26 protein-coding genes and 2 tRNA genes are annotated in these 24,485 nt (G+C 62.8%); 11 read left to right on the forward strand and 17 right to left on the reverse strand.

Features of this window, described 5'->3' with window-relative positions:
- Positions 1-25: 25 nt before the first annotated feature.
- The 3 genes from ACOZK4_RS05215 to ACOZK4_RS05225 all read right to left on the reverse strand — a co-directional run bounded on the left by ACOZK4_RS05215 (position 26) and on the right by ACOZK4_RS05225 (position 4,383).
- Positions 26-2,476 carry a penicillin-binding protein 1A gene (locus tag ACOZK4_RS05215; protein WP_421590846.1) on the reverse strand — a complete coding sequence of 817 codons (2,451 nt, stop codon included), beginning with the start codon at positions 2,474-2,476 and terminating at the stop codon, positions 26-28.
- A gap of 282 nt (positions 2,477-2,758) precedes the next feature.
- Entirely contained in the window at positions 2,759-3,991 is a 1,233-nt protein-coding gene (locus tag ACOZK4_RS05220) for an N-acetylmuramoyl-L-alanine amidase (RefSeq protein ID WP_421591206.1), read from the reverse strand.
- Positions 3,992-4,008: 17 nt separating this feature from the next.
- On the reverse strand, positions 4,009-4,383 hold the full coding sequence (locus tag ACOZK4_RS05225; protein ID WP_421590847.1) for a hypothetical protein: 375 nt from the start codon (positions 4,381-4,383) through the stop codon (positions 4,009-4,011).
- Positions 4,384-4,624: 241 nt separating this feature from the next.
- On the opposite strand from ACOZK4_RS05225, the gene ACOZK4_RS05230 reads away from it, so the two are divergent.
- Together ACOZK4_RS05230 and ACOZK4_RS05235 are read left to right on the forward strand one after the other, a co-directional pair.
- Positions 4,625-7,492 carry an Rne/Rng family ribonuclease gene (locus ACOZK4_RS05230; protein WP_421590848.1) on the forward strand — a complete coding sequence of 956 codons (2,868 nt, stop codon included), beginning with the start codon at positions 4,625-4,627 and terminating at the stop codon, positions 7,490-7,492.
- A 133-nt stretch (positions 7,493-7,625) separates the two neighbouring features.
- The gene (locus ACOZK4_RS05235) at positions 7,626-8,390 is read left to right on the forward strand and encodes an SDR family oxidoreductase (protein WP_421590849.1); all 765 of its coding nucleotides are present in this window, start codon (positions 7,626-7,628) and stop codon (positions 8,388-8,390) included.
- Positions 8,391-8,465: 75 nt separating this feature from the next.
- On the opposite strand, the gene ACOZK4_RS05240 is transcribed toward ACOZK4_RS05235, so the two are convergent.
- Positions 8,466-9,605 carry a pyridoxal phosphate-dependent aminotransferase gene (locus ACOZK4_RS05240; RefSeq protein ID WP_421590850.1) on the reverse strand — a complete coding sequence of 380 codons (1,140 nt, stop codon included), beginning with the start codon at positions 9,603-9,605 and terminating at the stop codon, positions 8,466-8,468.
- Between the two features lie 208 nt (positions 9,606-9,813).
- Between ACOZK4_RS05240 and ACOZK4_RS05245 the strand changes: the two genes are divergently transcribed.
- The 5 genes from ACOZK4_RS05245 to aat all read left to right on the forward strand — a co-directional run bounded on the left by ACOZK4_RS05245 (position 9,814) and on the right by aat (position 13,637).
- Entirely contained in the window at positions 9,814-10,575 is a 762-nt protein-coding gene (locus ACOZK4_RS05245) for a DsbA family protein (protein WP_421590851.1), read from the forward strand.
- A gap of 146 nt (positions 10,576-10,721) precedes the next feature.
- Positions 10,722-11,159 carry a type II 3-dehydroquinate dehydratase gene (aroQ, locus tag ACOZK4_RS05250; protein WP_421590852.1) on the forward strand — a complete coding sequence of 146 codons (438 nt, stop codon included), beginning with the start codon at positions 10,722-10,724 and terminating at the stop codon, positions 11,157-11,159.
- Positions 11,160-11,181: 22 nt separating this feature from the next.
- The gene (accB, locus tag ACOZK4_RS05255) at positions 11,182-11,652 is read left to right on the forward strand and encodes an acetyl-CoA carboxylase biotin carboxyl carrier protein (RefSeq protein ID WP_421590853.1); all 471 of its coding nucleotides are present in this window, start codon (positions 11,182-11,184) and stop codon (positions 11,650-11,652) included.
- 10 nt (positions 11,653-11,662) lie between these two features.
- Positions 11,663-13,009: an acetyl-CoA carboxylase biotin carboxylase subunit gene (gene accC, locus ACOZK4_RS05260; RefSeq protein ID WP_421590855.1), complete on the forward strand. Its 1,347-nt coding sequence runs from the start codon at positions 11,663-11,665 to the stop codon at positions 13,007-13,009.
- Positions 13,010-13,022: 13 nt separating this feature from the next.
- Entirely contained in the window at positions 13,023-13,637 is a 615-nt protein-coding gene (aat, locus tag ACOZK4_RS05265; RefSeq protein WP_313524161.1) for a leucyl/phenylalanyl-tRNA--protein transferase, read from the forward strand.
- 184 nt (positions 13,638-13,821) lie between these two features.
- On the opposite strand, the gene ACOZK4_RS05270 is transcribed toward aat, so the two are convergent.
- The 4 genes from ACOZK4_RS05270 to gatB all read right to left on the reverse strand — a co-directional run bounded on the left by ACOZK4_RS05270 (position 13,822) and on the right by gatB (position 16,872).
- Positions 13,822-14,181 (reverse strand): DUF2155 domain-containing protein, encoded by a 360-nt coding sequence (locus tag ACOZK4_RS05270; protein WP_421591207.1) that lies wholly within the window; start codon positions 14,179-14,181, stop codon positions 13,822-13,824.
- A gap of 155 nt (positions 14,182-14,336) precedes the next feature.
- Positions 14,337-14,735: an NADH:ubiquinone oxidoreductase subunit NDUFA12 gene (locus tag ACOZK4_RS05275; protein ID WP_421590857.1), complete on the reverse strand. Its 399-nt coding sequence runs from the start codon at positions 14,733-14,735 to the stop codon at positions 14,337-14,339.
- A 128-nt stretch (positions 14,736-14,863) separates the two neighbouring features.
- Entirely contained in the window at positions 14,864-15,364 is a 501-nt protein-coding gene (locus ACOZK4_RS05280; protein ID WP_421590858.1) for a GNAT family N-acetyltransferase, read from the reverse strand.
- 5 nt (positions 15,365-15,369) lie between these two features.
- On the reverse strand, positions 15,370-16,872 hold the full coding sequence (gene gatB, locus ACOZK4_RS05285) for an Asp-tRNA(Asn)/Glu-tRNA(Gln) amidotransferase subunit GatB (RefSeq protein ID WP_421590859.1): 1,503 nt from the start codon (positions 16,870-16,872) through the stop codon (positions 15,370-15,372).
- A gap of 128 nt (positions 16,873-17,000) precedes the next feature.
- On the opposite strand from gatB, the gene ACOZK4_RS05290 reads away from it, so the two are divergent.
- Entirely contained in the window at positions 17,001-17,306 is a 306-nt protein-coding gene (locus tag ACOZK4_RS05290) for a DUF1294 domain-containing protein (RefSeq protein ID WP_421590860.1), read from the forward strand.
- A gap of 290 nt (positions 17,307-17,596) precedes the next feature.
- On the forward strand, positions 17,597-17,854 hold the full coding sequence (locus ACOZK4_RS05295; protein ID WP_421590862.1) for a YjhX family toxin: 258 nt from the start codon (positions 17,597-17,599) through the stop codon (positions 17,852-17,854).
- A gap of 33 nt (positions 17,855-17,887) precedes the next feature.
- On the opposite strand, the gene ACOZK4_RS05300 is transcribed toward ACOZK4_RS05295, so the two are convergent.
- The 7 genes from ACOZK4_RS05300 to ACOZK4_RS05330 all read right to left on the reverse strand — a co-directional run bounded on the left by ACOZK4_RS05300 (position 17,888) and on the right by ACOZK4_RS05330 (position 23,054).
- Positions 17,888-18,400 (reverse strand): GNAT family N-acetyltransferase, encoded by a 513-nt coding sequence (locus tag ACOZK4_RS05300; protein ID WP_421590863.1) that lies wholly within the window; start codon positions 18,398-18,400, stop codon positions 17,888-17,890.
- 123 nt (positions 18,401-18,523) lie between these two features.
- Entirely contained in the window at positions 18,524-19,669 is a 1,146-nt protein-coding gene (locus tag ACOZK4_RS05305) for a slipin family protein (RefSeq protein WP_421590865.1), read from the reverse strand.
- Between the two features lie 385 nt (positions 19,670-20,054).
- Positions 20,055-20,119: transfer RNA gene (locus tag ACOZK4_RS05310), tRNA-Gln, on the reverse strand.
- Positions 20,120-20,194: transfer RNA gene (locus ACOZK4_RS05315), tRNA-Ser, on the reverse strand.
- Between the two features lie 236 nt (positions 20,195-20,430).
- Positions 20,431-21,912: an Asp-tRNA(Asn)/Glu-tRNA(Gln) amidotransferase subunit GatA gene (gene gatA / locus ACOZK4_RS05320; protein WP_421590866.1), complete on the reverse strand. Its 1,482-nt coding sequence runs from the start codon at positions 21,910-21,912 to the stop codon at positions 20,431-20,433.
- Between the two features lie 44 nt (positions 21,913-21,956).
- Positions 21,957-22,244, reverse strand: coding sequence for an Asp-tRNA(Asn)/Glu-tRNA(Gln) amidotransferase subunit GatC (gene gatC, locus ACOZK4_RS05325; protein WP_313524188.1), 288 nt, complete (start codon positions 22,242-22,244; stop codon positions 21,957-21,959).
- A gap of 105 nt (positions 22,245-22,349) precedes the next feature.
- A complete protein-coding gene (locus tag ACOZK4_RS05330; RefSeq protein ID WP_421590867.1) occupies positions 22,350-23,054 on the reverse strand; it encodes a metal-dependent hydrolase in 705 nt (234 codons plus the stop codon).
- 111 nt (positions 23,055-23,165) lie between these two features.
- Here ACOZK4_RS05330 and ACOZK4_RS05335 point away from each other — a divergent pair, with 111 nt between their 5' ends.
- Positions 23,166-23,462, forward strand: coding sequence for an alkylphosphonate utilization protein (locus tag ACOZK4_RS05335; protein ID WP_421590868.1), 297 nt, complete (start codon positions 23,166-23,168; stop codon positions 23,460-23,462).
- A gap of 12 nt (positions 23,463-23,474) precedes the next feature.
- Entirely contained in the window at positions 23,475-23,960 is a 486-nt protein-coding gene (ruvX, locus tag ACOZK4_RS05340) for a Holliday junction resolvase RuvX (RefSeq protein WP_421590869.1), read from the forward strand.
- On the opposite strand, the gene ACOZK4_RS05345 is transcribed toward ruvX, so the two are convergent.
- Positions 23,906-24,232, reverse strand: coding sequence for a DUF6105 family protein (locus tag ACOZK4_RS05345; RefSeq protein ID WP_421590870.1), 327 nt, complete (start codon positions 24,230-24,232; stop codon positions 23,906-23,908). The genes ruvX and ACOZK4_RS05345 overlap by 55 nt on opposite strands.
- Positions 24,229-24,360: a hypothetical protein gene (locus tag ACOZK4_RS05350; RefSeq protein WP_313524201.1), complete on the reverse strand. Its 132-nt coding sequence runs from the start codon at positions 24,358-24,360 to the stop codon at positions 24,229-24,231. Before ACOZK4_RS05350 ends, ACOZK4_RS05345 begins: the two co-directional genes overlap by 4 nt.
- Positions 24,361-24,485: the final 125 nt, after the last annotated feature.

Below are 24,485 nucleotides of genomic sequence, written 5' to 3' on the forward strand. Positions count from 1 at the left end.
CCCTCTTCTCCGAGATGATGATGGATCAGAACAGGCCGCCGCTGCCGCCCGTGACCGCCTGGTTGGCCTGCGGCGAGCTCTTCAGGATTTCCTCGGGGCTGGCATATTCCTCGCCGCCGATGACCGAGAAGACGTCGGCCGGGCCGGTGCCGGGCTTGAAGGCCTCCATGATCGTATCCGGATCGCCCTCGTTCGCCTGCATGCCGGTCTTACGGTTGACGGGAATGAACTGCATGCCTTCGGGGACGATGAATTTCGTCGGCTTGGTGCCCTCGACAGCTGCCGTCATGAACTCGTTGAAGATCGGCGCCGACAGCGAGCCGCCGGTCGCACCGCGGCCGAGCGGCGCCGGGTTGTCGAAACCGATATAGAGGCCGGCGACGAGATCGGGCGTATAGCCGACGAACCAGGCATCCTTTTCATCGTTGGTCGTTCCGGTCTTGCCCGCCGTCGGGCGGTCGAGCTTGATCTTGCCGGCCGCCGTGCCGCGCGTCACGACGCCTTCCATCATCGAGGTGATCTGGTAGGCGGTCATCGGGTCGAGGACCTGCTCGCGGTTGTCGGTAAGGACAGGCTCGTCCTGGTTTTCCCAATCGTTGGCGTTGCAGTTCTCGCAGGTGCGTTCTTCATGGCGGAAGATCGTCTTGCCGTAACGGTCCTGGATGCGGTCGATCAGCGACGGCTTGATCTGCTTGCCGCCATTCGCCAGCACCGCATAGGCCGAGACCATGCGCAGAACCGTGGTTTCGCCGGAGCCGAGCGACATGGCGAGAACCGGCAGCATCTTGTCATAGATGCCGAAACGTTCGGCATATTCGGCGACGAGGTTCATGCCCATGTCGTTGGCGAGGCGAACCGTCATGAGGTTACGCGATTTCTCGATACCGAGACGCAGCGTCGAGGGACCGGACGAGCCGCCGCCGTAGTTCTGCGGGCGCCAGACCTGGCCGCCGGCGACGATCTCGATCGGCGCATCCATGATGACAGAAGCGGGCGTATAACCGTTGTCGAGCGCAGCAGCGTAAACGAAAGGCTTGAAGGACGAGCCCGGCTGGCGCATCGCCTGTGTGGCACGGTTGAATTCCGACTGGCCATAGGAGAAGCCGCCGACCATGGCAAGCACGCGGCCGGTATGCGGATCCATGGCGACGAGGCCACCCTGCACCTTCGGCGGCTGGCGCAGGCGATAGACATTGCTGTCTTCCGTCGGCTCGACATAAACGACGTCGCCGACATTGAAGACGCCGGCCGGCGATTTCGCCGTACCGCGGTCCCCCTTGGCCGAACGGTAGGCCCAGGTCATGGCTTTCGCTTCGATACGGCCCGTCACGCGTTGCGCGACGACCTTGCCGGAGGCTTCCTTGCTCGGCTGAAGGCCGATATCGGCACCACCGTCATCGACGGAAAGAACCACGGCGAGTTTCCATTCCGGCACGTCGGCGAGCGATTCGACCTTGGCAAGTTCCACGCCCCAGTCGCCGCCGATCTCGATCGTCTTGACGACGCCGTGGAAACCGCGGCGTTCGTCATAGGTCAGGAGGCCGTGCTGAAGGGCCTTGCGCGCCGCGATCTGGATGCGCGGATCGAGCGAGGTGCGCACCGAAAGGCCGCCTTCATAAAGCGCGTTGTCGCCGTAGCGCTCAATGATCTGGCGGCGCACTTCCTCGGAGAAATAGTCCGAGGCGAAAAGATAGGTGCCGCGGTGGCGCGGCGTCACGCCGAGCGGCTGGGTCTTCGCCTCGTCGCCGTCGGCCTTGGTGACGTAGCCGTTCTCGACCATGCGGTCGATCACCCAGTTGCGGCGCTCGATGGCGGCTTCGGTGCGACGGAAGGGATGGTAGTTCGACGGCCCCTTCGGCAGCGCGGCGAGGTAGGCCGTCTCGGCGACCGTCAGCTCGGTAACCGACTTGTCGAAATAGGTGAGTGCGGCGCCGGCAATGCCGTAGGAATTCAGACCGAAGAAAATCTCGTTCAAATAGAGTTCGAGAATGCGGTCCTTGGAATAGGCCTGCTCGATGCGGAAGGAGAGGATCGCTTCCTTGACCTTGCGGTCGATGGTCTGGTCCGACGAGAGCAGGAAGTTCTTGGCGACCTGCTGGGTGATCGTGGATGCGCCGACCGGGCGGCGGCCCGAGCCGAAATTCTGCAGGTTGACCACAATGGCGCGGAACAGGCCCGTCACGTCGACGCCGGGATGCTGGTAGAAGTTCTTGTCTTCGGCGGAAAGGAAGGCGGCCTTCACGCGGTCCGGGATCGCCTGGATCGGCAGATAGAGGCGGCGTTCACGGGCATATTCGGCCATCAGCGCGCCGTCGCCGGCATGCACGCGCGTCGTTACCGGCGGCGCATAGCTGTTGAGGACTTCATAATCGGGAAGATCCTTGGTGACACTTCCGAGATAGAGCGCAACCGCTGCCGCCACGCCGAGGAACGCCACGGCGCCGATCCCGAAGAAATATCCAATCAGTCTGATCATGAGCCAGTTACCGATGCCTTATGTCTTTTAATTTCATCGGGCAGACCTGCTGCCCGGACTTGCGCCGCAACAGCCCAATACAGCCATTGCACCATCCCTGCCGAAGACGAGTCGTCCCCACATTTCCCGCAACCGTCTAGCGATCGGAATGTGAGGAAAATAGGGCTTACAGCATGCATCCCGGCTTCACCACCGCACAATGGCAGCCGCTGTCACTTTTCCGGCACAGGCGGGATACTAGCATGGTCTGCCGGTGCCCGCCCGGCGAAATGCAGGAAAGGCTTAACCGCCGTTCGCGACGACCGTCGCGCGATACTCGCCGACCGCCTTCGCGACGAGGCCGGCGACCTTCTTCTGCCAGGCAGGATCGATCAAAAGCTGCTCGTCGTCCTTGTTCGACATGAAGCCGAGTTCGAGCAGGATCGACGGCACGTCCGGCGCCGTCAGCACGCGGAAGCCGGCATGGCGGTGCGGATTGTTGATCAGCAGCACCTCGTTCTTGAAGGTGCTGACAACGCTCTGCGCAAGATTGATCGAGAAGGCCTGCGTCTCGCGCCGTGTCAAATCTAGAAGGATGTCGGCGACCTCGGCCGGTTCATCGACGAAGGCGATGCCGGCGATCTGGTCGGAGAGGTTTTCGCGCTCGGCAAGGCTGGCGGCGAGGCTGTCGGAGGCCTTGTCGGAGATCGTATAGACCGTCGCGCCGCGCGTATCCTTCTGCTTCAGCGTGTCGGCATGAATGGAGATTAGGAGGTTGGCGCCCTCGTTGCGGGCAAGCTGCACGCGCTGGGAGAGCGACAGGAACTCGTCCTTGTCGCGGGTGAGGATGGCCTTGGTATCGGGCAGCGTGTTGAGGGCATCGGCCAGCGCCTTGGCGAAAGCCAGCGTGACGTTTTTCTCCTCGGTCTGGGTGATGCCGCCGCGCGCACCGTTGTCGATGCCGCCATGGCCGGCGTCGACGGCGATGACGAAAGGCCCCCCGGCATTGCCGCCCGGCAGCATGACCGGCTTCTGCTCCGTGGCGGGCGCGGTGGCCTCCTGCCAGCTCTGCTTTTCCATCTGCGCCTGGAACGCCTCCTTCGTGGCGATCGCGGCGTCGATGACGAGACGGTAGCTTGCAGCCCCCTGCTCTTCCTGCACCTCGGCAAGCGCCACGGTGATCGGCTTCTTCGCCGTCAGCACGATGCGCGAACGTCCCTCTGCCATGGTGCCGTACCGGATCTCCGAAAAGATGCCACGCGCTTCGAGCTGTTCGGCCTTGATGCCGAAATCGGTCTCCGGCAGGTCGATCAGCACACGGTAGGGATTGGCGACGTAATGGACTTTAAAGTCGGGCTTGCGGTCGAAATCGATGATCAGCCGCGTGCGGGCGTCGTCACCGGCAATACGCGCGGAAAAGGCAAGCAGCGGCGCGGCCGTGGCGGAGGCAGCGAAGGCCGGCGCGGCAAGGCCCAGCAGAACAGCCAGCGCACCCGCCACGAAGCGGAGCGATTTTTCCGGGATAAGGCGTAGCATCACCACTGACAGTCCGTTCAAACGCGTGAAAACCGCGCGGTGCGGCTGAAGACAAGCCTCATAGATGCCCCTATAGGGTTAACCAAAGCTTGCCGAAGTGCCTGCCGCCGCAACGGCTGACACATCATCGCAAATCCATCAAGATTATGACGCTTTTGGCTTTTCCCTTGCCATTGTGACATATCCGCCATAAAAGCAAAATCAGGGAAAAAGACCAGACGGGATAGAATCGCCCTGGGCAGGCAGCCACTCCTTCGGGACTTGGCGCCGAACAGGGCCTCATCCGCCGTCACACACGCTTTTTCCCGGCCGAACAGATCGCGTAAACCGGCGGTGGCCGGAACAGACAAGGTGGATTTCCACCAAACGCCCTTACCAAAGGGCAACTTCATCGGACCTTCAGGGTCTATGGCACTGGCATTCTCGTTGGACGTTGATGTTGACGCAGTGGACGCTTTCAGAGGGTAACAGGCACCGGGACGCTCGCGCTCCGGCCTTCCTCCGTCCGCCAACACCTCACCGGGGCCTGACGGGAACTTACTTATCCGGCGCATCCCCCTCCTCCCCCGGCTCACCCGTTTCAGGGTACAGCTTGCCGCCAGGATTGCGGCTGCGCCGAGGAGCTCAATCTACATGGCAGAGAAAATGCTTATCGACGCGTCTCACTCCGAGGAGACGCGCGTCGTTGTCGTACGCGGAAACCGCATAGAAGAATTCGACTTCGAATCCGAACACAAGAAGCAGATCCGCGGCAATATCTACCTTGCCAAGGTCACACGCGTCGAACCGTCGCTCCAGGCGGCCTTCGTCGATTACGGCGGCAACCGCCACGGCTTTCTGGCCTTTGCCGAAATCCACCCGGACTACTACCAGATCCCGCTGGCCGACCGTCAGGCGCTCCTGAGGGCGGAAGCCGAAGAGCATCGCCGCGACGACGATATCGAACATGTCGAAACGGCGAACGACCGTTCCGAGACAAGCGAATCCCCGGCTGAAACGGAAGCCGACGTCGCTGTCGTCGCCGCTGTGGAAGAAGTAGCGGTCGAAGCCGCTGCCGAACCCGAGGTCGTCGAGGCCTCGGCCGATCTTGCCGCGGAAGAAGTACCGGCCGAAAAGCCGAAAAAGCCGCGCCGCACGCGCAAGGCCAAGGTTAAGACCGAAGAAGCTCCGGCCGCCGAGGCTGAAGATGCAGCCGCCGCCGAGAGCAGCGACGACGAGACCCCCGGTGGTGCGATGGCGATGGCCGTCGACACCGACGAAATCTCCGAGCCTTCCGACCGCAAGCGCCGCCGTCGTCGCGATGACGACGACGATGACGACGATCATAACGGCGAAGAAAAGGAAGTCATCGAATCCGTCGGCGCCGAAGATGCCATGGAAGAGGTGCCGGACCGCGTGCAGCGCAAGCCGCGCAAGCAGTACCGGATCCAGGAAGTCATCAAGCGCCGCCAGATCCTGCTCGTGCAGGTTGCCAAGGAAGAGCGCGGCAACAAGGGTGCTGCTCTCACCACCTATCTGTCGCTGGCCGGCCGCTACTCCGTTCTGATGCCGAACACGGCGCGCGGCGGCGGCATTTCCCGCAAGATCACCAACCTGCAGGACCGCAAGCGCCTGAAGGAAATCGCCCGCGACCTCGAGGTTCCGCAGGGCATGGGCGTCATCCTGCGCACCGCCGGTGCCAACCGCACCCGCGTCGAGGTCAAGCGCGACTTCGAATATCTGATGCGCCTGTGGGAAAACGTCCGCACGCTGACGCTGCAATCGACCGCGCCGACCCTCGTTTACGAGGAAGGCTCGCTCATCAAGCGCTCGATCCGCGACCTCTACAACAAGGACATCAGCGAGATCGTCGTTGCCGGCGAGGAAGGCTATCGCGAAGCGAAGGCCTTCATGAAGATGCTGATGCCGAGCCATGCGAAGGTCGTCCAGCCCTATCGCGACGTGCATCCGATCTTCTCGCGCTCGGGCATCGAAGCCCAGCTCGACCGCATGCTGCAGCCGCAGGTGACGCTGAAGTCCGGCGGCTACATCATCATCAACCAGACCGAGGCGCTCGTCTCGATCGACGTCAATTCCGGCCGTTCGACGCGCGAGCATTCCATCGAGGATACCGCGCTCCAGACGAACCTGGAGGCTGCGGAAGAAGTGGCGCGCCAGCTTCGCCTGCGCGACCTTGCCGGCCTCGTCGTCATCGACTTCATCGATATGGAGGAGAAGCGTAACAACCGCTCCGTCGAGAAGCGCCTGAAGGACCATCTTAAGAACGACCGCGCACGCATCCAGGTCGGCCGCATCTCGCATTTCGGCCTGCTCGAAATGTCGCGCCAGCGCATCCGTGCATCCGTTCTCGAATCGACCATGCAGGTTTGCCCGCACTGCAACGGTACGGGCCACATCCGCTCGCAGTCTTCGGTCGCACTGCACGTTCTGCGCGGCATCGAGGAATATCTCCTCAAGAACACCACGCACAATATCAGCGTCCGCACGACGCCTGACATCGCGCTCTACCTGCTCAACCATAAGCGCGGCACGATCATCGATTATGAAGGCCGCTTCGGCGTCCAGATCATCATCGAGGCCGATGCCCATGTCGGCGCGCAGCATTTTGCGATCGATCGCGGCGAAGCCGTCGAAAACCCGGTCAAGATCGAACAGATCCTGCATTTCGAGCCCGAGCCCGAAGACGACGATGTCGTGATCGAGGACGAGATCGACGAAGAAGAGGAAGAAGCAGCAGCACGTCCGGCCGCCGCCGCACCGGTTGCCCAGACGTCCGCCTCTTCGGACGAGAACGGTCGTAACAACAAGCGCAAGCGCCGCCGCCGCCGCCGTGGCCGTGGCCGCGATGGCGAGGGTGCCGACACCGCCTCCTTCGGCGGCGAACAGGCCGGCGACGAGGACGAAATCGACGACGACGAGGCCGAGGGCGACGAGGCTCCGGAGGTCGCGAAGGCCTCCGAGACCGCGGAAGAAGCCGATCAGCGCCGCAAGCGCCGTCGTCGCGGCAAGCGTGGTGGCCGCCGCAACCGTCCGGAAGACGGTGCAGTCGATGCCGCATCCGGTGAAGGCGACGAAGACGGCGACGAGGGCGAAACCGAAGAGGCCGCCACCATCGAGGTCGAGGCTGCCGAAGTTGCTGTCGTAACCGAGGAAGCGCCGGTCGAAGCCGTTGCCGAAGAGGCACCGGCCAAGCCGAAGCGTGCCCGCAAGAGCCGCGCCAAGGCCGCTGCCGAAGAGGTGACGACCGACGAAGCTGCCCGCGTGGAAATCGAAGCGCAGCCGGCTCCGGCCGTTGAAGAGGCTACTCCGGTGGAACCGGCAGTCGAGGAAGCCGCTGCCGATCTCGAAGATGCTGCCAAGCCCGTCCGTGGCAACCGCGACATCAACAAGATCGCGTCGGAACCGGTGGTGAAATCGTCCACGACGAAGGAAGCCGCTGCGGAAGAAGAGGCCGACAAGCCCAAGAAGGGCGGCTGGTGGCAGCGCCGCGGCTTCTTCTAAGCGCCCGCCTATACTCCTGAATTCGAAAGGCCCGGTTTTCACCGGGCCTTTTTCGTTTGGGCGGGAATCGGGTGGTTGCCTGGTCGGCCTTCTGCGACATCGGCGGCCGTCAGAAACCAGCAAGGAGACATCCATGACCCACCTCGATAACAAGGTCGCCATCATCACCGGCGCCAGCTCCGGCATCGGCCGCGCCGCCGCCCTGCTCTTCGCCCGCCAGGGCGCGCAGCTCGTTCTGTCCGCCCGAGGACAGGAACGGCTTGACGACGTGGCGCGCGAAATCCGGACGGAAGGCGGTGCCGTGATCGCCCTGCCCGGCGATGTCGGCGACGAAGCGCATCACCGCGCGCTGGTCGAGACTGCACAAGCGGAGTTCGGCGGCGTCGATATCGCCTTCAACAATGCCGGCACCACCGGCCCGGTCGGCCCGCTGCCGGCGCTTTCCGGGCAGGAATGGCAGGACGTGCTGACCGTCAATCTGACGAGCGGTTTTCTCGCCGCAAAGTACCAGCTGCCGGCGATGGAAGCGCGCGGCGGCGGCAGCCTCGTCTTCACCTCCACCTTCGTCGGTTACACGGCGGGCTTTCCGGGTCTTGCCGCCTATGCAGCCTCGAAATCGGGGCTCATCGGTCTTGTTCAGGTGCTTGCGTCGGAATACGGCCCGAAGGGCATTCGCGTGAATGCGCTGCTGCCGGGCGCGACGGACACGCCGATGGGCCGTGAGGTCGCCAACACGCCGGAAGCACGGCAGTTCGTGGCCGGGCTCAACGCCTTCAAGCGCATCGCAGCGCCCGAGGAAATCGCGCAAGCCGCGCTCTTCCTCTGCTCGGACGCATCGAGCTTCACCACCGGCACGGCGATGCTGGTCGACGGCGGCGTGTCGATCAACCGGGTCTGAGAAAGTGATTCAGCTGCGTGACGGATCGATTCCGTTTCCCGGCGCAAGGCGCTGAAACGGAATCGCTTTCCGGCTTCAGGCCAGCCAACGCGCGAGGCGGTCGACCGCCTCGTTCATCTCCGCGAAGGAGCCGGCATAGGAAAAGCGCATCGTGTGGTGGCCGTCCGTTGGGTCGAAATCGATCCCGGGCGTTGCCGCCACATCCGTCTCGGCCAGCATGCGGCGGGCGAAGGCCATGCTGTCATTGGTGAACCGGCTGACATCGACATAGGCGTAGAAGGCGCCATCCATCGGCGAGGCGATGGAGAAGCCGATTTCCGGCAGGCGCTTCACCAGGAAGTCGCGGTTCAAGCGGTAGGCGTCGCGATAGACGTTCAGCTCCGCCTCGGCGCCAAGCGCTGCTTCCGCCGCGATCTGCGAGAGTTCCGGCGCGGAGATATAGAGGCTCTGGGCGATACGCTCGACGGGACGCACCAGCTTTTCCGGCAGCACCATCCAGCCGATACGCCAGCCGGTCATGCAATAATATTTCGAGAACGAATTGATGATGACCGCCTCGTCGCCGAATTCCAGCGCCGTCGCCTCTTCGCCGACAAAGGTCAGGCCGTGGTAGATCTCGTCGGAAATGAAAGCGATGCCGTTATCCCGGCAATAGGCCGAGAGCGCTGCAAGGTTCTCGCGGCCAGTGACGGTTCCGGTCGGATTGGCGGGGCTTGCGAGCAGCACGCCATCGATCTTTCCGGCCGCTTCCAGCGCCTGTGGCGTCAGGGTAAAGCCGTTTTCGGCATTCACCTCGATCTCCACCGTCTCGATGCCGAGCGCCGCGAGGATATTGCGATAGGCGGGATATCCGGGACGCGCGATAGCGACGCGGTCGCCGGCATCGAACAGCGCAAGGAAAGCCAGATTGAAGCCCGCCGACGAACCCGTGGTGATGGCGATGCGGCCGGGATCGACAAAAACGCCGTGATGACCTTTGTAGAAATCCGAGATCGCGCGGCGGAGCGACAGCAGGCCGAGCGCATCCGTATAGCCGATACGGCCGATCTCCAGCGCCCTGCGGGCGGCTTGCCGGGCGGCTTCGGGTGCGGGATGCACCGGCTGGCCGACGGCCATGGAAATCACCGGCCGGCCGGCGGCGCGCTGCTTGGTCGCCTCGGCGAGCACGTCCATGGCGTGAAAGGGTTCGACGGCGCCGCGGCGGGAGAGTTTCATGGGCTTATCTTCCGGTTTCTGGATCGTGGTCTTCCTGCCGCAAGATTTGCGCCTTCACAATCCCGCGAGGGCCGAAAATCCGCCGCTTTTTCCCTATCGTTTGCCCGCGACCAACCATAAGGTCGTTGAAAGCGCCCCGCCCGCATTGACGGGGTGGCGCCGGCAATGGCACTTCTGCGGGCCGCATCACGACGAGGACCAGACTGACATGACATTCAAGACCAAGCTTGCGGCCACCGTGGCTCTTCTTTTTGCGGTCGCAGCGCCCCTTCCGGCCCTCGCCCTCGACGATGCGCAGAAGAAGGAGATCGGCGAGTTCATCAAGGAATACCTCGTCGAAAACCCGGAAGTCCTGCTCGACGTGCAGGAAGCCCTGCAAAAAAAGCAGGAAGCGCAGCAGCAGGCCAAGGCCAAGTCTGCGATCACCGATAATGAAAAGGCGATCTACAACTCGCCCTACGATATCGCGCTCGGCAATCCGAAGGGTGACGTCACCATCGTCGAGTTCTTCGATTATAACTGCGGCTACTGCAAGCGCGCCCTCTCCGACATGGACGACATCCTGAAGGAGGACAAGAACGTCCGCTTCGTCCTGAAGGAACTGCCAATCCTCGGCCCCGATTCGCTCGCCGCACACAAGGTGAGCGCCGCCTTCCGCGATCTCTCGCCGGAAAAATACGGCGAATTCCACCGTGCCCTGCTCGGCGGCGAAGGCCGTGCGACAGAAGAAAGCGCGATTGCGCTTGCGGCGGGCATGGGTATTTCCGAAGCTGATATCCGCAAGACCATGACCGAAAAGCCGCATGACGACGCCGTGCGCGAAGCCTATTCGCTGGCAAACGACCTCGGCATCACCGGCACCCCCTCCTACGTTCTCGGCAACGAGATGGTGTTCGGCGCCGTCGGCGCGGATGACCTTCGCGCGAAGATCGCCAATGTCCGCGCCTGCGGCAAGGCAAGCTGCTCGTAACCGCCATCTTCTTGCCATGCTGGCCTGTTCAGGCCTTGCTGCTTGTGGACACGTCCCCATGACCGGAAAACCCCAGTACCTTGGGGCTTTCCTCACGGAAACCACCGGTCTATAGGTAGTCCTTAATCCAGCATGCGGAATTGCGAATGGCTTTACCCCTTTTCGTGCTCAACGGCCCCAACCTGAACGCCCTCGGCAAGCGCGAGCCCGGTATCTATGGCGGTCAGACGCTCGCCGATATCGAAGTGTTGTGCAAGGCTGAAGGCGAGAAGCTGGGTTTTGCCGTCGATTTTCGCCAGTCCAACCATGAAGGCGATCTGGTCGACTGGATCCACGAGGCCGGCGATGTCGCTGCCGGCATCGCCATCAACGCCGGTGCCTATACCCACACCTCGATCGCCCTGCATGACGCCATCCGCGCCATCAAGATCCCGGTGGTCGAACTGCACCTTTCCAACGTGCATGCCCGCGAGGAATTCCGCCACAAATCGATGATCGCGCCCGCCGTGAACGGCGTCATCTGCGGTTTTGGCGCGCAGAGCTACGTCCTTGCGCTGCATGCGCTTTCATCCATCACGACATAAAAAGAACCAGAGGCTCAATCCCATGGCTGACAAGAAACACGGCATCGATCAGGTTCTGATCCGCGATCTCGCCAATATCCTCAACGAGACGGACCTCACCGAGATCGAAGTGGAACAGGACGACCTGCGCATCCGCGTCTCGCGCGCCGGCACGCCGCAATATGTCCAGGCCCCGATCGCCGCCCCGACCTATGCCGCACCGGCCGCTGTCGCCGCCACCGCTGCCGTCGCCGCAGCACCGGCCGACGCCCGCAACAACAAGAACGCCGTGACGGCGCCGATGGTGGGCACCGCCTATCTGTCGCCCGCTCCGGGTTCGCGCGCCTTCATCGAAGTCGGCGCGACCGTCAAGGAAGGCCAGACCATCCTCATCATCGAGGCCATGAAGACGATGAACCAGATCCCGGCGCCGCGCTCGGGCAAGGTCACCGAAATCCTCGTGCAGGACGCCAGCCCGGTCGAATACGGCGAACCGCTTGTCATCATCGAATAAGGCGGGTCCCATGATCTCCAAAGTCCTCATTGCCAACCGCGGCGAAATCGCCCTTCGCGTCCTTCGGGCGTGCAAGGAGTTGGGCATCGCCACCGTTGCCGTGCATTCGACGGCCGATGCCGACGCCATGCATGTGCGCCTTGCCGACGAGAGCGTGTGCATCGGCCCGCCGCCGTCGCGCGACAGCTATCTGAACATCCACCAGATCGTCGCCGCCTGCGAGATCACCGGCGCCGACGCCGTGCATCCGGGCTACGGCTTCCTCTCGGAAAATGCCAAGTTCGCGGAAATCCTCGACGCGCACGGCATCACCTTCATCGGCCCGACGGCGGAACATATCCGCATTATGGGCGACAAGATCACCGCCAAGAAGACGGCGGAAGCCCTTGGCATACCGGTCGTTCCGGGTTCGGACGGCGAAGTGAAGCCGGAGAACGCGCTCGAGATCGCCCGCCAGATCGGTTTCCCCGTTCTCATCAAGGCCACTGCCGGCGGCGGCGGCCGCGGCATGAAGGTCGCCAAGAGCGAGGATGATCTGGAAGAAGCCGTGTCCACGGCCCGTTCCGAGGCGCTTGCCGCCTTCGGCAACGACGCCGTCTATATGGAAAAGTATCTCGGCAAGCCACGCCACATCGAAATCCAGGTCGTCGGCGACGGCATGGGTAACGCAGTGCATCTGGGCGAACGCGACTGCTCGCTGCAGCGCCGCCACCAGAAGGTCTGGGAAGAAGCCAACTCGCCGGCGCTCAATGTCGACCAGCGCATGAAGATCGGCCAGATCTGCGCCGACGCCATGAAGAAGCTGAAATACCGCGGCGCCGGCACGGTCGAATTCCTCTACGAAAACGGCGAGTTCTATTTCATCGAAATGAATACCCGCCTTCAGGTGGAACACCCGATCACCGAAGCGATCACCGGCATCGACCTGGTGCACGAGCAGATCCGCGTCGCCTCCGGTGCCGGTCTTTCGGTCGAGCAAGAAGACATCGTCTTCTCGGGACACGCCATCGAGTGCCGCATCAATGCCGAGGATCCGCGCACCTTCGTCCCCTCGCCGGGCACGATCACGCATTTCCACGCGCCGGGCGGTCTCGGCGTTCGCGTCGATTCGGGCGCCTATCAGGGCTACAAGATCCCGCCTTATTACGACAGCCTGATCGGCAAGCTCATCGTGCACGGCCGCACCCGCGTCGAGTGCATGATGCGCCTGCGCCGCGTGCTCGACGAGTTCGTCATCGACGGCATCAAGACGACGCTGCCGCTGTTCCAAGACCTCATCGGCAACCAGGACATCGCCAACGGCGACTACGACATCCATTGGCTGGAGAATTATCTGGCCAATAAGACCGACGCCTGAGGCGGCGTCGGTCATGGCAGGGCGGCGCAGCCGGCACCCGGAGATCACACCGGAACTCTTGCTGCGCGCCTATTCCATCGGGCTCTTCCCGATGGCCGATTCGGCTGACGACCCGGAGCTCTTCTGGGTCGAGCCGGATATGCGAGGCGTCATCCCGCTCGACAAATTCCACGTCTCGCGCAGCCTCGCCAAGACGATCCGCCGAAACCCCTTCGACATCCGCTTCGATACCGCCTTCGACGCCGTGCTGGCCGCCTGCGCGCAAGCCGCACCCGACCGACCTTCGACATGGATCAACGCCAAGATCAAGTCGCTCTATGGCACGCTGCACCGCATGGGCCACGCCCATTCCGTGGAAGCATGGGATGGCGTAGAGCTCGTGGGCGGTCTCTACGGCGTCTCGCTGGGAGCCGCCTTCTTCGGCGAAAGCATGTTCTCGAGGCGCACGAACGCGTCGAAGATTTGCCTCGTGCATCTTGTGGAACGTCTGAAAGCGCACGGCTTCCGCCTGCTCGACACACAGTTCACGACGGAGCACCTGAAGACTTTTGGTGCGATAGACGTGCCGAAGATCGAATATGAGGACATGCTGGCCAACGCGCTGGCCTCGCCACATCTGCCGTTTTGACTTTAATCGTTAGAGCAGTCCGCCTGACGCCGATCAGGATCGAGAATGTATTTGCCCGAACTGGTGTCATCACAACGGTCAATATAGTCGTTTAAGTGAGAAGACACCACGAGAACCCCGCCGACGAAAACAACAAAAACAACGGCGAGAGCGATCAGACCATATCGAATGGTCTTTCGCACGGTTAGCCGTCTTCCGGCGGCGGTACGTCCGACTTCGCCTTGCACTCGACGAGCCAGACGTCATAGACGGGGTGCTCGACGGCGTTGAGGCCGGGACTGTCGGCGAACATCCAGCCGGTGAAGATGCGGCGGATTTTGCGGTCGAGCGTGATTTCATCGACCTCTACGAAAGAGGTCACCTTCTGCGCTTCGGTGTCGTCGCGGCTGTAGCAGACCTTCGGCGTCACCTGCAACGCGCCGAACTGGACGGTCTCACCGATATAGACGTCGAAATTGGTGATGCGGCCGGTGATCTTGTCGATGCCGGAGAAGGCGGCGACCGGGTTTTCGATGCGGGCGGCTTCGGAGGCAACAGGCGCCATGGCGAGGCTGGCAGCCGCAGCTGCAAGCACGCTCGTCAGGAACCGCCGTCCGGCGTTCACCTTTGAAAACCCTGATGTCATGAAGCCGTCTCCTGCGATCTGAACCGGCGTCGCCGATTGCTTGGAGCTACCGGCGAAATGTGGCCAAATCGGTATCAGTTGCCCGGCGTCCAGGCGTCATAGTCGCCCGTCACGCGCGGACGCTCACCGGCGACTGCGATCGAACCCGGCGGGCGGTAGGCCTGCGCCGTGCCGGTGCCGTTCGGGCGGTGCGGCTTCTGCCACTCGTGTGCCTGATACTTTTCGTCGGCCGGGGAAACGTCCGTGCGGTGATGCATCCAGCCGTGCCAGCCCGGCGGGATGGCGGAGGCATCGGCATAACCGTTGTAGATCACCCAGCGGCGCGTGCGGCCTTCGGAATCCTTGGCCCCGCCCTGATAATAGACATTGCCGAATTCGTCCTGGCCGACCTTGGTTCCGAAGCGCCAGGTGTGAAAGCGGGTGCCGATGGTCTGACCGTTCCACCAGGTGAAAATCTGCTTGAGAAGGCTCATGGGCTGGCGTCCTTGGCAGGGCCACGCTTGGGGTGCGGCCCGAGACTGATATTTCTTCCGCTTATGGCGCGACAGCCCCCCAATGTCCAGCGATTCCCGCGCCTTCGCCCACGGCTTTTCGCCGCGGATCAACCGCCGAGCGGCTTCTCGTAGACATCGAGCGGCACGCCGGAGAGGTTGTCGGCCGTATGTCGGGCTTCGCCGACCTTGGCAAAACCATGCGCGTAGTAGAAGGCGACAGCGGCGTCATTGCGCGGATCGACTTCCAGCAGCATGGCGTTCGCATCGGGAAAGCAGGTTTCGAGCTCGGCAAACATGTCGCGGCCGATGCCCTGCCGCTGATGGCGCGGCAGCACATAGAGATTATGCAGGAAGACGGTCTTCGGCCGGTCCTTCGCCATGGCGACATAGCCCATGCCGGCCAGTTCCCGCCCGTTGTCGGCCACGACGAATTCGCTGTCCTTGCGCTCCAGCTTGGCCTTCAGCGCCGGCACGGAATGCCAGCGCGCGGTGATCTCGCTCACCTTGTCCACACCATAGAGCGTGTCGTAAGTGGCGTGCCACGTCTCGGAGAGCAGCACGCTGACTTTCGCCAGATCGCGCTCGGAGGCCGTGCGGACGAAGAACACGGTGATTACTCCTCGATGCCGAGCTTGGCCTTGACCAGCGCCTGAACGGCCTGCGGATTGGCCTTGCCGCCCGTCGCCTTCATGACCTGACCGACGAACCAGCCGGCCAGCGTCGGCTTGGCGAGAACCTTGGCGACCTGATCGGGGTTGGCGGCGATGATCTCGTCGACGGCCTTTTCGATGGCGCCGGTATCGGTCACCTGCTTCATGCCGCGAGATTCGACGATCTCGGCCGGGTTGCCGCCCTCGTTCCAGACGATTTCGAACAGGTCCTTGGCGATCTTGCCGGAGATGGTGCCGTCCTTGATGAGATCGATGATACCGCCGAGCTGACCGGGCGAAACCGGAGTCTCTTCAATGGCTTTGCCGTCCTTGTTCAAGGCGCCCAGCAAGTCGTTGATGACCCAGTTGGCGGCAATCTTGCCGTCGCGGCCGGCGGCCACGGCCTCGTAGTAGTCGGCGATCGCCTTTTCCGAGACGAGCACCGAGGCGTCATAGACCGAGAGGCCGAGATCCCTAACGAAGCGGATCTTCTTGTCGTCGGGCAGTTCCGGCAGATCGGCGAGCAGCGATGCGACGAACGCGTTGTCGAATTCCAGCGGCAGCAGGTCCGGATCGGGGAAATAGCGGTAGTCGTGTGCGTCTTCCTTCGAGCGCATGGAGCGCGTCTCGCCCTTGCCGGGATCGAAGAGGCGGGTTTCCTGGTCGATGGACCCGCCATCTTCCAGAATGCCGATCTGGCGGCGGGCTTCGTATTCGATGGCCTGGCCGATGAAGCGGATGGAGTTGACGTTCTTGATCTCGCAGCGCGTGCCGAAAGCTTCGCCGGGACGACGTACGGAGACGTTGACGTCGGCGCGCATGGAGCCCTCGTCCATGTTGCCGTCGCAGGTGCCGAGATAGCGCACGATGGAGCGCAGCTTGGTCATATAGGCCTTGGCCTCGTCCGAAGAGCGCATGTCCGGCTTGGAGACGATTTCCATCAGTGCGACGCCCGAACGGTTGAGGTCGACATAGGACATGGTCGGGTGCTGGTCATGCATCGACTTGCCGGCGTCCTGCTCGAGATGCAGGCGCTCGATACCGATCTCGATGTCTTCAAAGTTGCCCTGGCGGTCCGGACCGAGCGAGATGACGATCTGCCCCTCGCCGACGATCGGGTCCTTGAACTGCGAAATCTGGTAGCCCTGCGGCAGGTCGGGATAGAAGTAGTTCTTGCGGTCGAAGATCGAGCGATGGTTGATCTGCGCCTTCAGGCCGAGGCCGGTGCGGACGGCCTGCTTGACGCATTCCTCGTTGATGACGGGCAGCATGCCCGGCATGGCGGCATCGACGAGCGAGACGTTGGCATTCGGCGCCTTGCCGAATTCCGTCGAAGCGCCGGAGAACAGCTTCGAATTCGAAAGGACCTGCGCGTGCACCTCCATGCCGATGATGACTTCCCAATCGCCGGTGGCGCCGGGGATGAAGCGTTTCGGATCAGGGGTGCGGACGTCGACGAGGGTCATTTTCGGCTCTTGCTGTGGTGTCTTCGGTGCTGTCTCGGTAGAACATATGGGCAGGCGGCGCAAGGTTTTCAGCGGTGAGTCGCGTGGTCGTTAGCCAAGTCGCAAGGAGGGTCGACTAAAACCGTGCCATGGACACGGCGACAAAGCTTCTGATCATTTTCCTTCTCGTCAACGTCGTGACGTTCTGCCTCTTCTGGTGGGACAAGGAAGCGGCGCGGGATGGCACTTGGCGGGTTTCCGAAGCGCGCCTGCTGCAATTCGCTTTCTTCGGCGGCAGTCTCGGCGCCTTTGCCGCGCAACGCCTGCTGCGGCACAAGACGCGCAAGGAGCCGTTTCGCATGCAGCTGATGGCGATCCTGATTCTGCATGCGGTTTTGGCCCCCGCGGCATTGATCTTCGGCCCGACGCTCTACCGGATGCTGCAAGCCGGCTGATACCCCTCTCGCCGACCGGTCGCGCGTGTTGCACCGACCTTCTTCCAAATAGGGCCGGGTTGCGACACGTCGCCCTGAGTCCGGCCTCGCGCATTGACCTCTGCGGGTACCCCGGTTATTTCCGGACATCCGCAAATGGAGTTTTGATGTCTAAATCGTCTGAGACCTGCTGAAGGCCCTGTCCGCATCACGCTTGCGCGCAGGGTCGAAAAAACGCTGAACCCTGCCACCCCTTGGGTGGCGGAACGTTTTTTCGCGTTCATTCGAACGCCAGACGGACACTCAAGACAATGGACATTTCGCGCGCCGAACAGCGCATTCTTCACCTGCTCGCCCAGGGCGGCAGGATCGACATCGAAAAAGACGACAACCGCAACATCATCACCGTCGCCTGCATCACGCGGGACGGCTGGCGTGCCGGGGGCCTCGACCTAGACCTCTTCCGCAAGCTGAAACGCCGGCGCTGCATCGCCTCCTCCGGCGGCAGGCCCTATCGCATCACGCAGCGCGGCCTGGTTCTGGTGCGGTCCCAGCTCGACAATCAGTGAGAGACCGGAGGCGTGGCGAAAGCCGCGCCTCCTCTAAAACCCGCCCGGCCCATAGCCGATCGGCTCGTCGGCAACGAGCTGCCGGCGCAGGCCGACCGATTCCACATCGCGGTCGAGGCGTTCCGAATAATCGACCGAGAGCCAGTTCACCGAATAGCCGTGCTTCTGGAAGAAGCCGACGGCGGCCGTGTTGCGCGCATGGGTCTGGAGCCGCGCCGCCTCGAAGCCGGCGGCGAGGATTTCCGCTTCCATGGCGGCAAGGAGAGCGGCGCCAAGACCCTTCTTCTGCTGGGGCGGATCGACCCAGAGGTCGCTGATCTCGTCGTCCAGCGCCTCTCGCGAGGCCCATCCGGCCAGCACGCCTTCACTCTCGACGACGCTGACGCGCAGCCATTTCTCGGCGAGGAACTGCTGGAAGGCATTGCGGGCATGTTCGCTGCGCACCTGAAGATCGACGACACCGACGACAGCCTGAGCCCAGGCTCTCACGCCGATTTCAACGAGCTCCGGAACGTCATCCCCACGGGCATTGCGAACGGTGATCATGCATCGGCCCCTTTCGACACCATGAAAGCACTGCACACACGGCTTGGCGAGGGAGACGAAAGGCTATCCACGGAGATGATGAGGCGGAAAACGAAACCGCCCGGCACATGGCCGGGCGGTCCCTTACTTGTCGCGCAGCTGCACGAGGTCGTTCATCAGACCTGCCGTCCCGTTGTGGATGGTCAGGCGCTCGACCTTGCCGGCAATGGCTTCGAGCGCTTCCAGCTCCTTCAGCCGCAGCATGACCGGGTTTTCGGCCATCACCTTGGCCGTGTTGAGGAGCGAACGGGTGGCGTTCGTTTCCTCGCGGCGGCGGATGACATTGGCCTCGGCCTGCTTTTCGGCGGCAACCACCTGGTTCAGGATATCGCGCATCTCGCCCGGCAGGATCACGTCCTTGAGCTCGATAGCCGAAACCTCGACCCCGATGGCAGCCATGTCGGCCCGCACCTTCTCGGCAGCTTCCGCATTGACCGTCACCTTGCGTTCCAGGATCTGGTCGAGCGTCAGCGTGCCGAGCGTCTGGCGGAAGGCGAACTGCAATGCCCGGTACAGGGCATCGGCAAAGTCCTTCACCTCCGACACCGCCTTGAGCGGATCGACGACGCGGTATTCGGCGGAAATGTTCACCCGGATCGTGACCTTGTCACGGGTGAGCAGTTCCTGACCGGTCACGTCGAGCGACTGGCGCTTCAGGTCCACGACACGCACCTGGACCGTCTTGCCGACATTCCAGAAGGCATGAAGGCCCGGCTCCAGCATGCGCTGGTGCGTGCCGTCGACGAAGAGCAGACCGACCTGACCGTCATTGACGAGGAAGGCGGTGGTCAGCTCCGTGCGGCGTGCGCGCGTCAGCCGGCGCATCAGCTCCGGTTCGATGTCGAGCCGTTCCGTCAGGTCGACACGCGTCTCGGTCCACGGACCGGCAGCGTTCCAGACCACGAGCTTCTGGTTCGGCGCCAGCACGGTGTAGAGCTCGCCGTCGCGCTCGACGACCGAGATTTCCCGGGCGCTGGTGCGGATGACCGTCAGTTCACGCTTTGCGACCTCCGGCAGACCATCGAACAACGGCTTCTCGTAGGCCGACGCGAAAACCGGCCGGTTCATGTCGTGACGCTCAAGCTCGAGCAGCCCGCGGCGGTTCGGCAGGCTGTGCTCACCCGCGCCGAAAATGCCGAGAACCGCGCCCTTGTAGAGGGCGAGCACCCGCTCGTTGGCCTTCACGAGGACGCGCTTGCGCCCAAAAATCAAATCGAGAAACATCGTCATTGGTCTTGCTCCTTCGGTCATACGCTACGTCATGAACCGATTGTCCTTTCGTTTACGGTTTCGTTGCATCAGCAGAGCACTTGCCTGCCGGTTTCCTTGGAACCCTCGATCGCCCGGGAAACCTGCGGGCGGGGTATGCGAATGCAATGATCCGGAGACCGGTTGACGGCCATCGGCAGCGGGTTTCCGGGAGCGGACCGTGCAGCCTTGCGGCGGGCTCAAGAGCGTTGCTCCGTCGCTGGCCATAAGGCGGCTTGATCGTCACCGGCAACCGGACCGCAAATGTCCGGCGTCGGGCTTTCCGAAGAGCGACCTTGCGACCCCACCCCGGTCTGCCGTCCGCAATCCGGTCCCCGGACCGGATAGGAAACAGCTTGGAAGGCTGTTGGAGAAGGATTTGAACCTTCGACTTCAGAACCAAAATCTGATGCTCTACCACTGAGCTATCCATGGAGCAGACAACGGGAATCGAACCCGCGACCTCCGGACGTCTCGTCCGGCGCTCTACCACTGAGCTAGGTCCGCAAACGGTCTTTCTGGTGCGGGCATCCGTACACGACGACGGCAGGGCCGCCTCGCGCGGGAGGAGCGGAAAACTCCATCCGTTGACATCCGCACCGGCTGAACGACCGGGAGGGCGCGTTTATTCTCGTCGCTAGGAAGGTTCAAGCTGAAAACGGCACGCGCAAGCTTACGCAACGGCATGTGTTGCCGTTGCGACACAACTTTGCGGATAGGTGGCTATGAGGCGGAAGCGCCCCTTACCACCACTTGGCCGGCGTGAAACGGCCGGCGGCCTGCTCGATGACATGGGCCGTCTTGAAGAGGCTTTCCTCGTCGAACGGTTTGCCAATGAGCTGGAGGCTGAGCGGCAGGCCCTTGTGGTCGAGACCGGCGGGAACCGACAGGCCCGGCAGGCCGGCCATGTTGACGGTCACCGTGAAAATGTCCTGCAGGTACATTTTCACCGGATCCGACGCGAGATCCTCGTCGGCGATGCCGAAGGCGGATGACGGGGTGGCCGGGGTCAGGATGGCATCGACGCCGGCATTGAAGGCGAGTTCGAAATCGCGCTTGATCAGCGTGCGGACCTTCTGGGCCTGCAGGTAATAGGCGTCGTAGTAGCCGGCCGACAGCACATAGGTACCGATCATGATACGGCGCTTGACCTCGGTGCCGAAACCGGCGGCGCGGGTCTTCTCGTACATATCGACGATGTCCTTGCCGTCGACACGCAGGCCGTAGCGCACGCCGTCGTAGCGGGCGAGGTTCGACGACGCCTCGGCCGGGGCCACGATGTAATAGGCCGGCAGGGCGTATTTCGTGTGCGGCAGCGAGATGTCGACGATCTCGGCACCGGCGTCCTTCAGCCAGGCGATACCTTGCTGCCAGAGCGCTTCGATCTCTTCCGGCATGCCATCGACGCGGTATTCGCGCGGAATGCCGATGCGCATGCCTTTCAGCGACTGGCCAAGGGAGGCTTCGTAATCCGGAACGGCCAAATCGACCGAAGTCGTGTCCTTGGCATCGACGCTCGCCATCGACTTCAGCAGGATCGCGGCATCGCGCACGTCGCGGGCGATCGGGCCGGCCTGGTCGAGCGAGGAGGCGAAGGCGACGATGCCCCAGCGCGAGCAGCGGCCATAGGTCGGCTTGATGCCGACGGTGCCGGTGAAGGCGGCGGGCTGGCGGATCGAGCCGCCGGTATCGGTTGCGGTCGCACCGGCACAGAGGAAGGCGGCGACTGCCGCTGCCGAACCGCCCGAGGAACCGCCGGGCACGAGATCGGCGTTGGAACCCTGCGCGCGCCACGGGTTCTTGACGGCGCCGTAGTAGGACGACTCGTTGGAGGAGCCCATGGCGAACTCGTCCATGTTCAACTTGCCGAGCATGACCGCGCCGTCGTTCCAGAGGTTCTGGGTGACGGTCGATTCGTATTTCGGCTTGAAGCCGTCGAGAATGTGGCTGCAAGCCTGCGTGTGCACGCCTTCGGTGGCAAACAGGTCCTTGATGCCGAGCGGGATGCCCTCCAGCGCACCGGCCTTGCCATCGGCGATGCGGGCGTCGGAGGCCTTGGCCATCTCGCGCGCCTTTTCCGGCGTCACGGTAACATAGGCGTTGATTGCCGGATTGGCCGCTTCGATCGCAGAAAGATACGCGTCCGTCAGTTCGACGGCTTTGATCTCCTTGGCGGAGAGCTTTTCGCGGGCTTCGGCAATGGTGAGGCGAGTAAGGTCGGTCATGGAACTACTTTCGGAAGCGGACGGCGCGGGCGGCAAAGGCGGAGTTATTCGACGACCTTCGGCACTTGGAAGAAGTTGCGATCGGTGGCCGGCGCATTGGCGACGATGGCGTCGGCCTTGTTGCCGTCGTTGACGACGTCTTCGCGCTTGCGCATCGCCATGGGCGTGACCGAGGTCATCGGCTCGACGCCCTCGACGTTCACTTCGGAAAGCTGCTCGACGAAGCCAAGGATACCGTTCAGTTCGCCGGTCATGCGGTTTGCCTCTTCCTCGCTGACAGCGATGCGGGCAAGGCGCGCGACGCGCTTCACGGTGGCAAGATCTACGGACATGGATGGTCTCCGATAGGAAATTTCTTACCCGCTATACTGACCAAGCCAAAAGGGCGCAACGGGGGAATGGCCCGTTCCACGCCCCCTCGCCCGTTTTCCTGCCGCTTAACGCGTCACGAGATCGCCGACCTTCGGCACCTCGATCCTGGCTGCGGCACCCTCCATGGCCTGCACGAAGAGGTCCGCCGTCTGGTCGATAATGCCGAAGGAGCCGTAGTGGCAGGGAATGACCGTGTCGAACTTGAAGAAGCGCTGGCAAGCGAGCGCCGCGACGGCACCGCCCATGGTGAAACGGTCGCCGATCGGCACGAGGCCGATTTCCGGCTGGTGCAGTTCTTGGATCAGCGCCATGTCGGAGAAGATATCGGTGTCGCCCATATGGTAGAGCGCCGGTTCGTCCTCGAAATGCAGCACGAGGCCGTTGGCACTGCCGAGCGAATGGGATGTGCCGTCCTCGGTGATCTGCGCGGAGGAATGCAGCGCATTGACGAAGGTCGTCGAAAAACCATCGAAATGCACGGTGCCGCCGGTATTGCCCATATCGATCTTCTCGACGCCCTTGGCGCCAAGCCAGGCAGCGAGGTCGGCATTGGCCAGCACCGTCGCGCCGGTCTCTTTCGCGATCTGGATCGTATCGCCGACATGGTCGCCATGGCCGTGGGTCAGCAGGATATGGGTGAGGCCGGCGACGGCGTCCTTGCGGGTCGCATCGTCAAAGGCCGGATTGCCGGTGAAGAACGGGTCGATGAGGATCTTTGCCTTCGCCGTTTCGATGCGGAAGGCGGAATGGCCGAGCCAGGTGATTTTCATGATTGTTCTCCATTTGGGATTCGCGAGGCAATATAGTCTCGGTGAAGGCCGTTTCCATCCGTCGCGGGATCGTTATAAGCGTGGGCTTTATGAACTTGAGGGAATTCCGCCATGAGCGACGACGATTACATCTATGACGAAGCGACCGGCGAATGGCGCCCGGCCTCCGAGATCGCTGCGGAAAAGGCCGCGAAGAGCGTGGTGCTCGATGCCGGCGGCAATGTGCTCGTCGATGGCGATTCGGTCGTGCTCATCAAGGACCTGAAGGTGAAGGGTGCCGGACAGACTCTGAAGCAGGGCACGGTCATCAAGACGATCCGCCTCACCGACAATCCGGAAGAAATCGACTGCCGGCACGAGACGATCCGCGGGCTGGTCCTGCGCACCGAGTTCGTCCGCAAGCGCTGAGAGAGGTTCGCCATGGCGACGCTGACACTGGAAGACCTGGCGCCAAGCCTCCTGCCCGGCCAGCCGATCGCGGGCCTCGACTTGGGCACCAAGACGATCGGCCTTTCGGTCTCCGATCTCGGGCGGCGGCTGGCAACGCCTAGGCCGGTGCTGAAGCGGGTGAAGTTCACGCAGGATGCGGATTTGCTGCTGGCCTTCGCCGCAAAGGAGAAGGTCGTCGCCTTCGTCATCGGCCTGCCGGTCAACATGGATGGCAGTGCCGGTCCACGCGTTCAGGCGACGCGTGCCTTCGTGCGATCGATGGCGGATAAAACCGACATCCCCTTCGTCTTCTGGGACGAAAGGCTGTCGACGGTCGCGGCGGAGCGCACGCTGATCGAGATGGATGTGTCGCGCAAGAAGCGGGCCGAGCGCATCGACTCGGCCGCCGCATCGTTCATTCTTCAGGGCGCGCTGGACAGGCTTTCGTCACTGGCCAGAACGGACGGCGAAGACTGACGACGCGCCTGCCACCAGGCGGAGATCTGCTTGCGGCGGCGGAAGGCAAGGATGGCGAAGACAAGCAAGCTATCGACGATGATGGCGCGCAGCACTAGGAGCGGCAGGTCTTCCGGTGGAATGCCGAGGATATGGCCGTAGATCTGGAACACCAGATCGTGCGTCTGGCGCGTCAGCATGAAGAAGCCGAAATTCATGTCGTAGTAGGAAAGCCCGTACCAGCTTCCCAGAAGCGCGATGGGGCCGGCCCACAGGATCAGGAACCACTTCATGCCGCCCTCCTCTTTTCTGCGAAGAGATCGGTGACGGCGAAGAGGACTTCACTCGCCGCGACACCCGCGACAAACACGAGCAGCGGGACGACGATATCCACCGTCACAAAGGAAAACAGGGTCGTCATGACCGAAATCCGGGCCGTACTGGCCATGGCTTGTACTCACTCGCATGGTTAACACCAGGTAAACGGCACCTTCGCCCGTTAACCCTGCTTTCGCAACGTAAACCATTCGGTAAGGTTAATTTCCA

The organism is Shinella sp. M27 (assembly GCF_049199905.1).
In the GTDB taxonomy this organism is placed as follows: domain Bacteria; phylum Pseudomonadota; class Alphaproteobacteria; order Rhizobiales; family Rhizobiaceae; genus Shinella.

Coding starts and splice junctions, on each gene's coding strand:
- ACOZK4_RS05350 (WP_313524201.1), bottom strand. CDS start 24,360: ATGACGACCCTGTTTTCCTTTGTGACGGTGGATATCGTCGTCCCGCTG.
- gatC (WP_313524188.1), bottom strand. CDS start 22,244: ATGTCCGTAGATCTTGCCACCGTGAAGCGCGTCGCGCGCCTTGCCCGC.
- ACOZK4_RS05240 (WP_421590850.1), bottom strand. CDS start 9,605: ATGAAACTCTCCCGCCGCGGCGCCGTCGAACCCTTTCACGCCATGGAC.
- accC (WP_421590855.1), top strand. CDS start 11,663: ATGATCTCCAAAGTCCTCATTGCCAACCGCGGCGAAATCGCCCTTCGC.
- ACOZK4_RS05245 (WP_421590851.1), top strand. CDS start 9,814: ATGACATTCAAGACCAAGCTTGCGGCCACCGTGGCTCTTCTTTTTGCG.
- accB (WP_421590853.1), top strand. CDS start 11,182: ATGGCTGACAAGAAACACGGCATCGATCAGGTTCTGATCCGCGATCTC.
- ACOZK4_RS05270 (WP_421591207.1), bottom strand. CDS start 14,181: ATGGCGCCTGTTGCCTCCGAAGCCGCCCGCATCGAAAACCCGGTCGCC.
- ACOZK4_RS05300 (WP_421590863.1), bottom strand. CDS start 18,400: ATGATCACCGTTCGCAATGCCCGTGGGGATGACGTTCCGGAGCTCGTT.
- ACOZK4_RS05230 (WP_421590848.1), top strand. CDS start 4,625: ATGGCAGAGAAAATGCTTATCGACGCGTCTCACTCCGAGGAGACGCGC.
- ACOZK4_RS05220 (WP_421591206.1), bottom strand. CDS start 3,991: ATGCTACGCCTTATCCCGGAAAAATCGCTCCGCTTCGTGGCGGGTGCG.
- ACOZK4_RS05235 (WP_421590849.1), top strand. CDS start 7,626: ATGACCCACCTCGATAACAAGGTCGCCATCATCACCGGCGCCAGCTCC.
- ACOZK4_RS05335 (WP_421590868.1), top strand. CDS start 23,166: ATGAGCGACGACGATTACATCTATGACGAAGCGACCGGCGAATGGCGC.
- ACOZK4_RS05215 (WP_421590846.1), bottom strand. CDS start 2,476: ATGATCAGACTGATTGGATATTTCTTCGGGATCGGCGCCGTGGCGTTC.
- aroQ (WP_421590852.1), top strand. CDS start 10,722: ATGGCTTTACCCCTTTTCGTGCTCAACGGCCCCAACCTGAACGCCCTC.
- ACOZK4_RS05225 (WP_421590847.1), bottom strand. CDS start 4,383: ATGAAGTTGCCCTTTGGTAAGGGCGTTTGGTGGAAATCCACCTTGTCT.
- ACOZK4_RS05275 (WP_421590857.1), bottom strand. CDS start 14,735: ATGAGCCTTCTCAAGCAGATTTTCACCTGGTGGAACGGTCAGACCATC.
- gatA (WP_421590866.1), bottom strand. CDS start 21,912: ATGACCGACCTTACTCGCCTCACCATTGCCGAAGCCCGCGAAAAGCTC.
- ACOZK4_RS05305 (WP_421590865.1), bottom strand. CDS start 19,669: ATGACGATGTTTCTCGATTTGATTTTTGGGCGCAAGCGCGTCCTCGTG.
- ACOZK4_RS05345 (WP_421590870.1), bottom strand. CDS start 24,232: ATGAAGTGGTTCCTGATCCTGTGGGCCGGCCCCATCGCGCTTCTGGGA.
- ACOZK4_RS05330 (WP_421590867.1), bottom strand. CDS start 23,054: ATGAAAATCACCTGGCTCGGCCATTCCGCCTTCCGCATCGAAACGGCG.
- ACOZK4_RS05295 (WP_421590862.1), top strand. CDS start 17,597: ATGGACATTTCGCGCGCCGAACAGCGCATTCTTCACCTGCTCGCCCAG.
- gatB (WP_421590859.1), bottom strand. CDS start 16,872: ATGACCCTCGTCGACGTCCGCACCCCTGATCCGAAACGCTTCATCCCC.
- ruvX (WP_421590869.1), top strand. CDS start 23,475: ATGGCGACGCTGACACTGGAAGACCTGGCGCCAAGCCTCCTGCCCGGC.
- aat (WP_313524161.1), top strand. CDS start 13,023: ATGGCAGGGCGGCGCAGCCGGCACCCGGAGATCACACCGGAACTCTTG.
- ACOZK4_RS05290 (WP_421590860.1), top strand. CDS start 17,001: ATGGACACGGCGACAAAGCTTCTGATCATTTTCCTTCTCGTCAACGTC.